This window comes from Thermaerobacillus caldiproteolyticus, from assembly GCF_015326725.1.
Lineage (GTDB): Bacteria > Bacillota > Bacilli > Bacillales > Anoxybacillaceae > Thermaerobacillus > Thermaerobacillus caldiproteolyticus.
Genome location: NZ_CP064060.1, coordinates 1,961,550 through 1,975,091, shown reverse-complemented (window position 1 = coordinate 1,975,091; position 13,542 = coordinate 1,961,550). Strand labels below are relative to the sequence as shown.

The following is a 13,542-nucleotide window of genomic DNA, read 5'->3' as shown; positions in this document are numbered from 1 at the left end:
GAGGGCAAAGGAAATATGTATAAAATGGTCACATAAAAAAAGAAAGATTGTTGAACAATAGTAACGCTTAACAAAGATATATTATGAGGTGATGGAATGAAAGTATGGTCTAAGTTTTTCATCTGCATATGTTTGCTGTTTACGTTTCATTTACCTGTTGAGGCGCATAATAATGCTATTCCAAAACAAGCAGTAAATATCAAGCGTGCCGCAAACATAAAGGATTTAGTAAGCGGCTCAGCATTCATTGCTTATGGTTGGTTCGATACTTCACATCAGAAACGGCCGTTAGACAAATCTGTGCAAGGTGGGCAGCTCGTCAATTTTGTACAAAGCTTTCATGTCGACAAATATTTAAAGGGAAACGGCGGCAAAATCATCAACGTGTTATCGACCGGAATTGAGCCCCTTCCTGCTCCTTTAAATCCTATCAACAAAGTTTATCCAGGACCGATGGCTGAGGGTCGATATGTTTGCTTTCTAAAACCTGTTTTAGGAACAGAATTTTATACCATTGTCGGGGGATGGCAAGGAGTCTACCCTGTTTACGAAGGAAAAATAATTTCCTTGGAAGGAGAAGGTTTTTCAGAGTTTAACCAGTTAACGCTCAGACAATTGGAAGCAAAAATCAAATCGTACTAATATACTGAACACAGAAAAGATAGGCGGTAAGCCTATCTTTTCACAATAGATGTAGCAATAATCAAACAGAAATAAATAAAAAGGATGACTGTATAACCTATTCATTTTCAATTTACATCATTCAGCTAAGGAATAAAAATTACCTGAAAGCCAGAGATATTCATTATAACTAAAACTGAAATTATTGATTATTTCTTTTATAGGAAGATGTTCCTTCTTCTTTTTATCTCCTCAATTGAATTAACATAATTATTTTTTTTTGTTCATTTCTTCGTAAGCCTTTTCATAATCAAATTCAACTAACGCCACGATCATTTGGTTCATATTTTCAATCATCCCCTTTATGAATTCAATTATCATCTGTTTTAAGCGTTCCATTTCCTTTTACTCCACCATCCCCAAACAGCATTCACATTTACTTTCATATCAGCCATGTTTGACACTCCTTCAAAAAAATCATTTACATTCATATCATGCTCATTCATGTATGTTTTTATTGTACGAGTATCGCAAATTGTTCATGGAAAGTGAAAGCACGATACAAAATAATTGATTCTGTGCAATTAAGACTGAATTTCGTGCCATTATTGTTGGTTCGATACCAATCCAAAAGTTTAAACATGTCATATTAATTGAAACACTGCTCATCTTATTGGTATGATGAAAAAAAAAGAGAGAAGGAGCGAATCATATGCAATTTAACTTTCAATTTTTTATGAATGACATCGTCGAACAAGCACGTAAAGAAATAGTTGAGGCGGGATATGAAGAATTGCGTACGCCGGAAGAGGTAGACGCAGCGCTACAGCGAAAAGGAACGACATTAGTAATGATTAACTCCGTATGCGGCTGTGCCGGTGGCATTGCCCGTCCAGCGGCGTCGCAGGCGATCCATTACGATAAGCGTCCGGATTATCTTGTCACTGTGTTTGCCGGCCAAGATAAAGAGGCAACCGCTCGAGCGCGTGAATATTTTGAAGGATATCCTCCTTCTTCGCCATCATTTGCGCTACTAAAAGACGGAAACATTTGCACGATGATTGAGCGCCATGAAATTGAAGGGCATGAGCCGATCGAAGTCATTCAAAAGCTGCAAGCGGCTTTTGACAAATATTGCGACGAAGTGTAACGAAGCCGGGTAAACCGGCTTCGTTTTTATGATTTATTATTTTCCGAAAATAAAAACATTTTATCTATAATTAAAAATTACATTGCATATTTATAAATACTCGTGTTAATATACAAAACATAGAATATATATTCAAAAAATAGCTATTGCCAAGAACAAAAACTTATTTCACGATATTGTAACAATTATTTTGAATTTTCTGGTCTATGAAAGGGAGGCACGTCATGAAAAAGTGGCTATTATTACTTGTTTCTAGCATTCTATTTATTGGCTTACTTTCTGCATGCGGAACGGGGGGGAAAGAGCAAGGAAAAGAGAGCAGCGGAGAGCAAGAGAAAGTATTAAAAATGGGGACATCCGCTGATTATGCGCCGTTTGAATATATTGATACCGCTAAAGGAAATGAAGTTATTGGCTTTGACGTCGATTTGGCAAAAATGATTACGAAAGAATTAGGATACAAGTTTGAAATTGTCGATATGGACTTTACTGGTTTAATCCCGACGTTGCAATCTGGGAAAGTAGACTTTGTATTAGCGGGGATGACACCGACGGAAGACCGGAAGAAAAACGTTGATTTCTCCGATGTGTATTATGTAGCGAGAAATATGATTGTGTCGAAAAAAGGAAGCGGTATTAAAACCGTAGAAGATTTAAAAGGAAAAACGGTTGGTGTCCAAACTGGTTCGATTCAAGAAGGGGAAGCGAGTAAAATTGCTAAAACCGTCAGCATGAAAATCGAAAGCCGCAACCGCATTCCAGATTTGATTCAAGAAATTCAAGCAGGACGTTTTGACGCTGCAATTATTGAAGATACAGTAGCAAAAGGCTATTTGAAAAACAGCAGCGGCAAATTAGAAGGCCATACGATTCCAACAAGTGAACAAGAAGCCGGTTCCGCGATCGCCTTCCCGAAAGGAAGCAAGTTAAGAGACGAATTTAACAAAGTCTTACAAGAAAAAATGAAAAATGGCGAAGTGGACAAGCTCATTAAAAAATGGTTTGACCAACAGTAATGCGCTTACGTTCAAAAAGGTATTGCCTTTTTGGACGTTTTTCACTATTGATGAGGAAGGATGGGGTTTGGAGTGAACTTGAATTTCTCCCAAATCATTCCGTCAATCCCTTTTATTTTGCAAGGGGTTGGTGTAACGCTGAAAATTGTCGTATTCGCGGCGTTGCTTGGATTTGTATTCGGCGTTATTTTAGCATTGTGTAAAATTGGAAGAATTAAAGTATTAACATGGCTCGCTGATGCATATACATCCGTATTTCGCGGTACGCCACTTGTGTTGCAGTTAATGATTATCTATTTTGGTTTACCACAACTTATCGGCTTTGAAATTGAAGCGTTTCCTGCGGCGGTCATCGCCTTCGGTTTAAACTCTGCCGCTTACATTTCTGAAATTATTCGCGCTGGGATTTTAGCCGTTGATAAAGGGCAGCGAGAAGCGGCAATGGCACTTGGTGTTCCGTATAAACGCATGATGCGCGATATTATTTTGCCGCAGGCATTAAAAAATATTTTACCTGCGTTAATGAATGAATTTATTACATTAACGAAAGAATCGGCGGTTGTCACCGTCATCGGGGCGATGGATATTATGCGCCGCGCCTATATTGTCGGTGGTCAAAAATATGCGTATTTTGAACCGCTTTTAATTGCTGGTTTGATTTATTATATTTTGGTCATCATCCTCACTCTGCTCGGCAAAGCGGTTGAAGGGAGAATGAGAAAAAGTGATTAAAGTAGTAGACCTTCATAAATCATTTGGTAAGTTAGAGGTATTAAAAGGGATTACAACAATGATCAAGCAAGGAGAAGTGGTCGCAATCATCGGTCCTTCGGGATCGGGAAAATCTACATTTTTGCGATGCCTTAATTTACTAGAAGAACCAACGAGAGGGAAAATCTGGATTGGTGATCAGGAAATTACGAATCCGAAAACGAATATTATGAAGGTGCGGCAAAATGTCGGCATGGTGTTTCAACATTTCCATTTGTTTCCACATATGACCGTACTTGAAAATTTAACGTATGCGCCGATGAAAGTAAAGGGCATGACGAAAGTGGATGCCGAAGCAAAAGGGCTCGAGCTGCTTCAAAAGGTCGGATTAGCGGAAAAAGCGAACGAATATCCAAACCGTTTATCGGGAGGGCAAAAACAGCGCGTAGCCATTGCTCGGGCATTGGCGATGTCGCCGGACGTGATGCTGTTTGACGAACCGACGTCAGCGTTAGACCCGGAAATGGTCAAAGAAGTACTTGAGGTCATGAAATCGCTCGCTCATACAGGCATGACGATGGCGATTGTCACCCATGAAATGGGATTTGCTCGCGAGGTTGCTGATCGCGTACTATTTTTAGATGGCGGACAACTCGTCGAAGACGCGCCGCCGAGCGAATTTTTCTCTGCACCAAAAAGTAAACGGGCTCAAGAATTCCTTGAAAAGATGCTATAATAAAAAAAGATGGTCGTTTTTTGATCATCTTTTTTATTTTGAAATAGGGGATTGAGTTATGTTTAAAATTGGATATCGGACTGCAAAGACAGCTATTGGTACGGCACTTTCGATCAGTCTTGCGCAATATGTTGGGCTTCATAACTTCGTATCGGCCGGCATTATTACCCTCTTATGCATTCAAGTGACGAAAAAGAAGTCATTGCAAACCGCGTGGGCGCGTTTTGTTGCATGCATGACAGCCATGCTCTTTTCCTTCATCTTTTTCGAAGGAATTGCTTATCATCCTCTTACGATTGGATTGTTATTGCTCTTTTTTATTCCAACGACGGTACGGCTAAAAGTGACAGAAGGAATTGCCACAAGTTCTGTCATTATTCTTCATTTTTATGCCGCGAAACATTTTACATGGGAAGTGGTCATCAATGAATCATTGCTCATTATCATTGGCATCGGTGTCGCTCTGATTGTTAATATGTACATGCCAAGCGTGGAAAACCAATTAAAGGAATATCAGCGCATTATTGAGGATTTATTTCGGATTATTTTTAAAGAAATCGTCAAATACTTACGCACAAACGGGAGCAATTGGGATGGAAAAGAGTTGACATTGGCTGCGGAGATATTGCAAAAAGCGAAGCTGGCTGCACTACGAAATGTCGAGAATCATTTTTTACGAAATGAAGAAGGGTATTATCATTATTTTCGCATGAGGGAAAAGCAACTGGAAATTATTGAGCGAGTGCTGCCACTTGTGACGTCCCTCACATATACAGTTGAGCAGCGAAAAGTAGTCGCAGATTTCATTGATAAGCTTAGTGATGCCATCCACCCGGGAAATACAGCGTATCGATTTATTCGCCAACTTCACGATATGAAAAAGCAGTTTGAGGCGCTGCCGCTGCCAAAAACGCGCGAAGAGTTTGAGGAACGAGCAGCACTGCTTTACTTGATGAAAGAGCTCGAACAATATTTAATTATTAAGAGCCAATTCGGTACAGAGGGAAGAAAAAAAAGGAAAAACAAGCTTCATGATGTTATGTATGCCGTTCACCGCTTTGCTTCACACTATAAAAAACGAAGTAAAGGGTGAAATCAGATGCGCCTGTTATTAGCCATTATGCTTATACTCTCTTCCTTTTGTCCAGCTTCTGCTTCTGGATTGGCGGCCAATCAACCGTTTATTATCATCAATAAAGGGATCAATAAGCTTGCTTTTATTCAAAATGGAAAAATTGAAGCGGTATATCCAGTCGCGACCGGTGTAACATCGACATTAACACCGGAAGGATTGTTTACTGTGAAAGTGAAAGCGAAAAACCCATATTACCGAAAAAAGAGTATTCCGGGGGGCGCAACGAATAACCCGCTCGGTACGCGTTGGATTGGCCTTGATGCATACAGAACAGACGGTCGGACATACGGCATTCACGGAACGAATAACCCGCAGTCGATCGGAAAATATGTGACACAAGGGTGTGTGCGCATGTATAACCGCGATGTCGAGACATTGTTTGAAAAAGTTCCAATCAACACAAAAGTGTTGATTATTCGAAGTAATGAATCATTTTATGCCATTGCAAAACGGTATGGAGCGTTATAATTAAGAAAGGATCAAGATGCCTATCTATCGGCGACAAACGCTGGGGACTAATCGAGGGTGCCTAATTCGGCTTTTGTCATGTCATGTGACACGCTGAGTGTCCGGATATCGTGTCCTCTCTCCACTGCAGTGTAAGTCGAAGAGCCTTGAGCAGATGGCGTCTGAAGCTAGACAGTTTCGAAACGTTATACTTTATTTAACAAATAACAAAAGGGCGACTTCGCAAAAACGAAGGTCGCCCTTTTTATCAAAACCACATGCTGATGCCAGTTAAAAGCGTTGTAATTAACATCGAACCAAGCATTAAATAAACAACTAGTTTTTGTGTTTTTTTGCGGGACATCACGCTTCCTCCCTATCAACCGAATATTCCTGTTTATCATTGTACCGTTATTTATGAGGAGGGACAAGCGAAAAATTCGTCCATCATTGTAGGCGGTCAGCAGGATTTTTTGTCGAAATAGCGAAACATACATATGTTCACGATATTATACAGCAAAGGGGATAGGGTGATGGAAGTGAAAAATGTTGACCATATCGGCATTGCAGTGAAATCAATTGAGAAAGCGCTGCCATTTTATGTAGATATATTAAATTTAACATTGCTTGGCATCGAGGAAGTCGAGTCGGAAAAAGTAAAAGTCGCATTTTTAAAAATTGGCGATGCAAAGTTAGAATTGCTCGAGCCGACAGCACCTGATAGCGCGGTAGCCGCTTTTATTGAAAAGCGTGGCGAAGGCATTCATCATGTGGCATTAGGCGTTGATGACATTCAAGGGCGTATTGATGAATTGAAAGAAAAAGGGATTCGCATGATTCAAGATGTGCCGAAAATCGGTGCAGGCGGTGCGCTTGTTGCGTTTATGCATCCGAAATCAACCGGCGGCGTTCTCTATGAGCTTTGTGAGAAAACGGATGCGGAGGTGCGCGAATAATGGTAGACATGTATGATAAAATTAACGAGTTATATGACCGACGCCGCGAAATTGAGTTGGGCGGTGGAGATGAAAAAATCGAAAAGCAACATGCGAAGGGAAAATTAACTGCTCGCGAACGGATTGAATTGCTCGTCGATGAAGGAACGTTTGTTGAGCTGAACCCGTTTATCGAACATCGCTGTACCGATTTTGGCTTAGAGGGGAAAAAAGGGCCGGGAGATGGCGTTGTTACCGGATATGGCAAAGTCAATGGGCGGATAATCTTTTTATTTTCCCAAGATTTTACGGTGTTTGGCGGAGCGCTAGGCGAAATGCATGCCAAAAAAATTGTGAATATTATGGATTTGGCGGCGAAAACAGGAGCCCCCGTCATCGGTTTAAACGATTCGGGGGGAGCGCGCATTCAAGAAGGCGTTCTTTCGTTAGACGGATATGGCCATATTTTCTATCGAAATTCGATCTATTCCGGAGTGATTCCGCAAATTTCTGTCATTATGGGGCCGTGTGCAGGCGGAGCTGTGTATTCGCCGGCGATTACCGATTTTGTATTCATGGTCGAAAAGACGAGTCAAATGTTTATTACAGGTCCAAAAGTGATCGAAACGGTGACAGGAGAAAAAATTAGTGCAGAAGATTTAGGAGGGGCGCGAGTGCATAATACGATTAGCGGTAACGCTCACTTTTCAGGAGCGACCGAGGAAGAAGTGCTTGCCCAGGTCCGGCAGTTGTTAAGTTATTTGCCGCAAAACAATCAAGAAAAACCGCCGTTCGGTCCGATTCCTGATGGCGATGATTACCGATCGGATTTAGCGGATGTGATTCCGATCGATGCAGTGCGCCCGTATGATGTACGGAACGTCATTTTGCAAGTGGTAGATGAAGATTCGTTTATGGAAGTGCAAAAAGGTTTTGCGAAAAATATTGTCGTTGGATTTGCGCGAATCAAAGGAGAAGTGGTAGGGCTTGTTTGCAACCAGCCGAAGTTTATGGCGGGCGGCCTTGACATTGATTCATCCGATAAAGCGGCCCGGTTTATTCGTTTCTGCGACTCGTTTAACATTCCGATCATTACGTTCGAAGACGTGACCGGCTTTTTTCCAGGCGTCAAACAAGAACATGGTGGCATCATTCGCCACGGAGCGAAAATTTTATACGCGTATTCCGAAGCGACCGTGCCGAAAATAACAGTCATTTTACGGAAAGCCTATGGCGGAGCTTATGTCGCCCTCAACAGCAAGTCGATTGGTGCTGATGTCGTCTATGCATGGCCGAATGCGGAAGTTGCCGTCATGGGACCTCAAGGAGCGGCAAATATTATTTTTGCAAGTGAAATCGAAAATAGCTCAAATCCGGAAGAAACACGGGCGCAAAAAATCGAAGAATATCGCGAAAAATTTGCGAATCCATACGTCGCAGCAAAATACGGCATGGTCGATGACGTCATTGACCCGCGTGAAACAAGAATCAAGCTCATTCAAGCGTTAGAGATGCTTCGCAACAAATACGAAGAACGTCCAAAGAAAAAGCATGGAAATATTCCGTTGTAATGATTTCTTCGTCGAACAATAGAAATCGCCGTCACGGTGATCAGTGGCGACGATTTTTTCTTGGCTTGTGTTTATCTTAATAACTACAATTTCCTTATGAATGCTATTTTGAGCAAAAGGCATTTTTTAATGATCATTAGATCATTATATTGGCATTTGAATTTTGTTGTCGTTCATTTTTTACTTGGCATAGATTTTCCGTATTTCCAGTGATAGATATTGGCCATGAACCAAAAAGTCGTTTAAAATTCAAACTGCAAACGCGCATAACACTGTTCGATGATCCGAACGGCGTTAAAAATAGCTGTTTAATTTCTGAGTTAATCCCTCAATAGTTCGGAAAACAATAACAAAGAAATTGTTGAAATTTAACTATTCCCACTCGTTAGTAGAATAACTAATTTCATTATAGCATCTCATAACTTTTTTAATTCTGGGGTTTCCATCAACCTTTCAAAAAACTTGTTTTTAGCATTCCTATATTCATCCATACTTTTTCCTTCGTACTTCTTTTTTAATTGGTCGTATTCCACTCTATACGTATCGTTTAATAACAGAACATCGCGAAATTTCCAAAATAAATCTAACTCTGAACCAATCACTGTTAATTGAACTCCTAAAGGTGGAACTGTTAAATCATCTTTGAATGCTCTAAAATATTCAGTTTTTATACTTCCTTCATTCACAGAATATAAGGTTGACAGTTTTTGAACAGCCATCAAAAAAAGGTCTTGAGTTACACGAACTTGGATATCTAGATCGCCTTTTGTAAGGCTTTTAGGAATTGCTGTACTTCCAACGTGTTGAACATCTGCTTCTGGCAAAAGACTTTTAATCTTTGCTTTGTGTAATAAAAATGTTTTTTCTGCTTGTTCGTGGAAGTTACTTTGGTCAAAAAAATGAACCTGCTCCATGTTCCCCTCCATACAATATTATCATTGAAGAAGCCTGCCCGTTAGTACAACAAGAAAATTAAACATGAATATCTATAATAACGATTCGCGTTCCATTTTTACTTCTGTTTGTTTCAATGCAGTGTGCTCTTTATTTGGTTCCTCTTTCTACATTACTACTAAATAAAAAGGCGCTCATAAAGTTGATGTAACAAAACACTTTTTCATCTGAGATTAACTTTTACTTACACAACTTAAAACAAGCGGTATACAATTATGTTTTTCATTACAAAAAATATCTTAACAAAAATGTTACGGGAGTGCTAAGCGTTCGGTTTTGTAACTTCTAGAAGTATCTATAATGTTTCACTTAGTAAGCGCATCAGCTGCAACATATTTCCCTTTAGCCATTAGCCTCCTTATTCAATCAGACAAAAAGACAACGCTCTATTGAGATATCGCCTTCGTTAGCACAATAAAAATTTTTTGACGAAAGATAGCTAAATCCACTTTTCCATAAATATCAATTCATCCGTTTTAAAACCCATGTTTTCGTAAAACCCTTGAACTTTACAATTATTTTTCTCGATCAATAGATTTACTTTCTCACATCCGAGTTTTTTAAACCGCTTTTCAAGTTCCTTTATGATTGCCTGCCCTATATTTCGCCCTTGATATTCCGGGTCCACAGCTAAATGATTGATCCATCCTCTTCTACCATCGTAACACCCCATTACGGCGCCTATGATTCGCCCATCTTCCTCTGCGACAAAAAATAATTCGGAATCTCTTTTTAATTTTTTCTCAAGCCCTTCAATTGTATCAGAACGCGATAAGATTAAACCCGCTCTTTTCCATAGATCGATTACCGAATCGAAATCGTCCAATGTAAAGTCACGATATTTCATAAAACATCTCCGGCTTCACTTTTTTGCGCAAATAAACAACATTTTGACAGCGATATTATAAAAATATTGTTTTTTACATGAAAGCACCCCATGTTCTTTAAAAATCGCCTTATTATGCATAAATAGCAAATTCATTAAAATCAAGCTTTTTAGTTATTTTAATCTCGTTATAAACAATACCGAAATGGATGTTGATCATTTGATGAAACTAGTTCCTTTTATCTTGGCTTTTTTTACTCTAAATTTTCTGGTAAATAATATTTATACATTTGTAACGCATTTGTATGTTCCTTTAAAACTGCCATCGTTTTTCGGTTCGGTTTCGTATAAATGATGGGGAAATCTTTTTCATCAAACTCTTCTTGGATTGGAAATGCCAATATTTCTTTATCAATAGAAAATTCCGCCTGTACTCCTGGCTTGTTTCCGCGAGCATCTAAACGAATCCACCGATTTAATGATTGAAGAAAAACGCCATTTAATGCATGAAGGCAATAACCCTTGTCAGGGGTATCGAAGATCATGAGCCGTTGATAACAAAAACCAGTTGGGATTCCTTGGGATCGTAATAAAGCGGCTAATAGATTCGCTTTTGCATAGCAAATTCCTTCTTTATACTTAAGAACCTCAGAAGCTTTACAGGTCACTCTTGTACTTTGTATATCCCATGAGTGTGAAATCTTATCTCTTACAAATTCAAACGCTAGTTTTACCTTTTCTATTTCTGACTGCTCGTCATGAAACAATTCATGAATTTTTTCCTGAATGAAAGGATGGGAAAAATCAACAACTTCTAGTTCTTCCAGATAGTCTGTTAAATTAGCTGACTCAGGAATTAGTTCCATTAGAATTCCTCCTTGGTAAGTATGTTTTAAATAATTATACAGAAATTTAAATAAAAATACACAAAATAACTTCGACTATGCTAATTTTTCGTTATGTCAACCGATCCTTTTTTAAAAACAATCTTTCGCAATCATTGACAAAATCGGTTATACTTTTAAGTGAGTACATAAGTGGGAGGAAAGACATAAATGATTAACGAACAACGCTTAGTGGACGAATTTTTAGAACTTGTGCAAATCGATTCGGAAACGAAATACGAGGGCGAGATTGCCAAAGTATTGAAGCAAAAGTTCGAGGCGCTTGGCTTGCACGTCATCGAGGATGATACGACAGCGCAAACCGGTCATGGCGCTGGCAACCTAATTTGTACGTTAGAAGCGACAAAAGAAGGAGTCGATCCGATTTATTTTACTTCGCACATGGATACCGTTGTACCTGGTAAAGGCGTAAAGCCTTCCATTAAAGACGGATATGTCGTGACGGATGGAACAACCATTTTAGGCGCTGATGATAAAGCGGGCTTGGCGGCGATGCTGGAAGCGATTCGCGTGTTAAAAGAGCAAAATATCGCGCACGGCACGATTCAATTTATTATTACAGTTGGCGAGGAATCTGGACTTGTTGGGGCGAAAGCATTAGACCCATCTCTTATTAAAGCGAAATTCGGCTATGCGTTAGACAGCGACGGCAAAGTTGGTAATATCGTCGTTGCAGCGCCAACGCAGGCAAAAATTAAAGCTGTTATTCACGGGAAAACGGCCCATGCCGGCGTGGCACCGGAAAAAGGGGTTTCCGCGATTACGATTGCCGCTAAAGCGATTGCGCAAATGCCGCTTGGCCGTATTGATGAAGAAACAACAGCGAACATCGGTCGCTTTGAAGGCGGCACGCAAACCAACATCGTTTGCGACCGTGTCGATATTTTAGCGGAAGCTCGTTCGTTAGTTCCGGAAAAAATGGAAGCACAAGTAGCAAAAATGAAAGAAGCATTTGAAACTGTTGCCAAGGACATGGGCGGACGCGCCGAAGTAGACGTTCAAGTGATGTATCCGGGCTTTAAGTTTGCTGACGGAGACCACGTTGTGGAAATCGCAAAACGCGCGGCTGCAAAAATTGGACGTCCGTGCGAACTGCTTCACAGCGGTGGCGGCAGCGATGCGAACGTTATTGCCGGATTTGGCATTCCGACGGTTAACTTAGCGGTTGGTTACGAAGAAATTCATACAACAAACGAACGCATGCCAATTGAAGAACTCGTCAAAGTGGCGGAAATGGTCGTTGCGATTGTGGAAGAAGTCGCGAAATAAAAGAACGTTCACAAAGAGCATCCTGTTTTTGGATGCTCTTTTTTCTGCATAATAAGAAAATTATGTGATAGTAGACGAGGAGCAATGGAAGATGACACTAAATAAAGTGGTTGTTTGCCAAACTGCTAATGAACAATACGGCATTCCGGTTGAAAATGTGATTTCCATTGAGAAAATGAGCTACCGCCCGTCATTCTGCAAATGCCTGATTATATGGTCGAAGTAGTGCGTATTCGCGGTGAATGAGTGCCGGTTTTGGATACACTGAAAATATTGTACAATCGACCATTTTAAGAAAATGACAAAACGCGAATGATCGTTGTTATTACCGAAGATCTTTCTGTTGCCTTAATTGTCGATGATGCAAAAGAGATTATTGATATACCTTCCAAGTCGATTAAACAAGGAAATATGTTGGCTTATCGTCAAACGCCGTATTTCATTGGAGTTGCCAGCCTTCCTGAGCGCTTAATTACATTAGTTGAACCGAGAGTTTAGAGAGTGTAAAAGCGATTAAAGAACACATTCAAAGCCACCGATAAAGGTGGTTTTCTTTATAGGATGATATGCAGATGAAGTTGTTAGAAAGAATATGTGAAATTAAACGAAGAACACAATGTCATTCTCGAACAAATTAGGAAAAGGGAACAGTTTATGATTAGTGACATGATTCCCAATGAAATGAGCACAATTGAACGTTGCGTAAGAGGATTAGTGAAGACCATGCAAATGATTATTGAAAAGCATTTAGGTGATTTTCAGCAATATGCAAGGCAAGTTTTGGCATGAGAACAGGAATTTAAAGAAAGTAAAAGGTATTATATGGAATATCAATGGTTTTTCTAATATGTTAATTTTTACATATAATGATTAAAAAAATTAGGACCAACTTAAATGATGTACCCTACATTCCAACATCATTTAAGGAGGAATTTTGGGATGACCGTTATCAATCAAGTTCAGCAGGCATTAGCCGGTTTAAAAAGCGCTCAAGCAAGTTTTGAAACCTTTGCTTTACAGACAGAGAATCAACAAGCAAAACAAGCTTACCAGCAAGCTGCACAGCAAGCGCAACAACTTGTTGACACGGTAAATCAACGTTTACAACAAATTCAGCAAGAGGAACCACAGTATAGTCAAAGTCAGCAACAACAACAAAAGCAACAGCAGTAACGAACTAATAATACCCGCCAACTTAAGTGGCGGGTATTATTAATGATCATTATTGTTTGTTTCCTTTACCGATTGGTTAATATAAATGATACA

19 protein-coding genes are annotated in these 13,542 nt (G+C 39.8%); 14 read left to right on the top strand and 5 right to left on the bottom strand.

Annotated features, from left to right (window positions below):
• The first annotated feature begins 96 nt into the window (after positions 1 to 96).
• The gene (locus ISX45_RS09860; RefSeq protein ID WP_194518874.1) at positions 97 to 642 is read left to right on the top strand and encodes a hypothetical protein; all 546 of its coding nucleotides are present in this window, start codon (positions 97 to 99) and stop codon (positions 640 to 642) included.
• A gap of 249 nt (positions 643 to 891) precedes the next feature.
• Here ISX45_RS09860 and ISX45_RS19935 read toward each other — a convergent pair whose 3' ends face one another.
• Positions 892 to 1,020, bottom strand: a complete 129-nt coding sequence (locus tag ISX45_RS19935) for a hypothetical protein (RefSeq protein WP_267240179.1) — start codon at positions 1,018 to 1,020, stop codon at positions 892 to 894.
• A 313-nt stretch (positions 1,021 to 1,333) separates the two neighbouring features.
• On the opposite strand from ISX45_RS19935, the gene ISX45_RS09855 reads away from it, so the two are divergent.
• The 6 genes from ISX45_RS09855 to ISX45_RS09830 all read left to right on the top strand — a co-directional run bounded on the left by ISX45_RS09855 (position 1,334) and on the right by ISX45_RS09830 (position 5,837).
• Positions 1,334 to 1,771, top strand: a complete 438-nt coding sequence (locus ISX45_RS09855; RefSeq protein WP_181554322.1) for a BrxA/BrxB family bacilliredoxin — start codon at positions 1,334 to 1,336, stop codon at positions 1,769 to 1,771.
• Positions 1,772 to 1,995: 224 nt separating this feature from the next.
• Positions 1,996 to 2,787, top strand: a complete 792-nt coding sequence (locus ISX45_RS09850; RefSeq protein ID WP_194518873.1) for a transporter substrate-binding domain-containing protein — start codon at positions 1,996 to 1,998, stop codon at positions 2,785 to 2,787.
• Between the two features lie 72 nt (positions 2,788 to 2,859).
• On the top strand, positions 2,860 to 3,519 hold the full coding sequence (locus ISX45_RS09845; RefSeq protein ID WP_181554320.1) for an amino acid ABC transporter permease: 660 nt from the start codon (positions 2,860 to 2,862) through the stop codon (positions 3,517 to 3,519).
• Positions 3,512 to 4,234 carry an amino acid ABC transporter ATP-binding protein gene (locus ISX45_RS09840; RefSeq protein WP_194518872.1) on the top strand — a complete coding sequence of 241 codons (723 nt, stop codon included), beginning with the start codon at positions 3,512 to 3,514 and terminating at the stop codon, positions 4,232 to 4,234. The genes ISX45_RS09845 and ISX45_RS09840 overlap by 8 nt, the downstream gene beginning before the upstream one ends.
• A gap of 58 nt (positions 4,235 to 4,292) precedes the next feature.
• Positions 4,293 to 5,327, top strand: a complete 1,035-nt coding sequence (locus ISX45_RS09835) for an aromatic acid exporter family protein (RefSeq protein WP_181554318.1) — start codon at positions 4,293 to 4,295, stop codon at positions 5,325 to 5,327.
• Positions 5,328 to 5,333: 6 nt separating this feature from the next.
• Positions 5,334 to 5,837, top strand: coding sequence for a L,D-transpeptidase (locus ISX45_RS09830; protein ID WP_194518871.1), 504 nt, complete (start codon positions 5,334 to 5,336; stop codon positions 5,835 to 5,837).
• 247 nt (positions 5,838 to 6,084) lie between these two features.
• On the opposite strand, the gene prli42 is transcribed toward ISX45_RS09830, so the two are convergent.
• The gene (gene prli42, locus ISX45_RS09825; RefSeq protein ID WP_181554316.1) at positions 6,085 to 6,180 is read right to left on the bottom strand and encodes a stressosome-associated protein Prli42; all 96 of its coding nucleotides are present in this window, start codon (positions 6,178 to 6,180) and stop codon (positions 6,085 to 6,087) included.
• A gap of 169 nt (positions 6,181 to 6,349) precedes the next feature.
• Here prli42 and mce point away from each other — a divergent pair, with 169 nt between their 5' ends.
• Both mce and ISX45_RS09815 read left to right on the top strand, forming a co-directional pair.
• Positions 6,350 to 6,772 carry a methylmalonyl-CoA epimerase gene (mce, locus tag ISX45_RS09820; RefSeq protein WP_194518870.1) on the top strand — a complete coding sequence of 141 codons (423 nt, stop codon included), beginning with the start codon at positions 6,350 to 6,352 and terminating at the stop codon, positions 6,770 to 6,772.
• On the top strand, positions 6,772 to 8,322 hold the full coding sequence (locus ISX45_RS09815; RefSeq protein WP_194518869.1) for an acyl-CoA carboxylase subunit beta: 1,551 nt from the start codon (positions 6,772 to 6,774) through the stop codon (positions 8,320 to 8,322). Before mce ends, ISX45_RS09815 begins: the two co-directional genes overlap by 1 nt.
• 416 nt (positions 8,323 to 8,738) lie before the next feature.
• Here the strand turns inward: ISX45_RS09815 and ISX45_RS09810 are convergent, their stop codons facing one another.
• The 3 genes from ISX45_RS09810 to ISX45_RS09800 form a co-directional block, all read right to left on the bottom strand.
• The gene (locus ISX45_RS09810) at positions 8,739 to 9,236 is read right to left on the bottom strand and encodes a GrpB family protein (RefSeq protein ID WP_194518868.1); all 498 of its coding nucleotides are present in this window, start codon (positions 9,234 to 9,236) and stop codon (positions 8,739 to 8,741) included.
• Positions 9,237 to 9,715: 479 nt separating this feature from the next.
• The gene (locus ISX45_RS09805; RefSeq protein ID WP_194518867.1) at positions 9,716 to 10,123 is read right to left on the bottom strand and encodes a GNAT family acetyltransferase; all 408 of its coding nucleotides are present in this window, start codon (positions 10,121 to 10,123) and stop codon (positions 9,716 to 9,718) included.
• Between the two features lie 233 nt (positions 10,124 to 10,356).
• Positions 10,357 to 10,968, bottom strand: a complete 612-nt coding sequence (locus ISX45_RS09800; protein ID WP_194518866.1) for a transglutaminase-like domain-containing protein — start codon at positions 10,966 to 10,968, stop codon at positions 10,357 to 10,359.
• A gap of 189 nt (positions 10,969 to 11,157) precedes the next feature.
• Here ISX45_RS09800 and ISX45_RS09795 point away from each other — a divergent pair, with 189 nt between their 5' ends.
• The 5 genes from ISX45_RS09795 (at position 11,158) to ISX45_RS09780 (ending at position 13,449) form a co-directional block, all read left to right on the top strand.
• The gene (locus tag ISX45_RS09795) at positions 11,158 to 12,276 is read left to right on the top strand and encodes a tripeptidase T (protein ID WP_194518865.1); all 1,119 of its coding nucleotides are present in this window, start codon (positions 11,158 to 11,160) and stop codon (positions 12,274 to 12,276) included.
• Between the two features lie 91 nt (positions 12,277 to 12,367).
• Positions 12,368 to 12,502 carry a hypothetical protein gene (locus tag ISX45_RS20280; RefSeq protein ID WP_407649623.1) on the top strand — a complete coding sequence of 45 codons (135 nt, stop codon included), beginning with the start codon at positions 12,368 to 12,370 and terminating at the stop codon, positions 12,500 to 12,502.
• A gap of 86 nt (positions 12,503 to 12,588) precedes the next feature.
• Entirely contained in the window at positions 12,589 to 12,774 is a 186-nt protein-coding gene (locus tag ISX45_RS20275) for a chemotaxis protein CheW (protein ID WP_407649621.1), read from the top strand.
• Positions 12,775 to 12,870: 96 nt separating this feature from the next.
• Positions 12,871 to 13,065 carry a hypothetical protein gene (locus tag ISX45_RS09785; RefSeq protein WP_194518864.1) on the top strand — a complete coding sequence of 65 codons (195 nt, stop codon included), beginning with the start codon at positions 12,871 to 12,873 and terminating at the stop codon, positions 13,063 to 13,065.
• Positions 13,066 to 13,215: 150 nt separating this feature from the next.
• Positions 13,216 to 13,449, top strand: coding sequence for a DUF1657 domain-containing protein (locus ISX45_RS09780; RefSeq protein ID WP_194518863.1), 234 nt, complete (start codon positions 13,216 to 13,218; stop codon positions 13,447 to 13,449).
• Positions 13,450 to 13,542 lie beyond the last annotated feature (93 nt).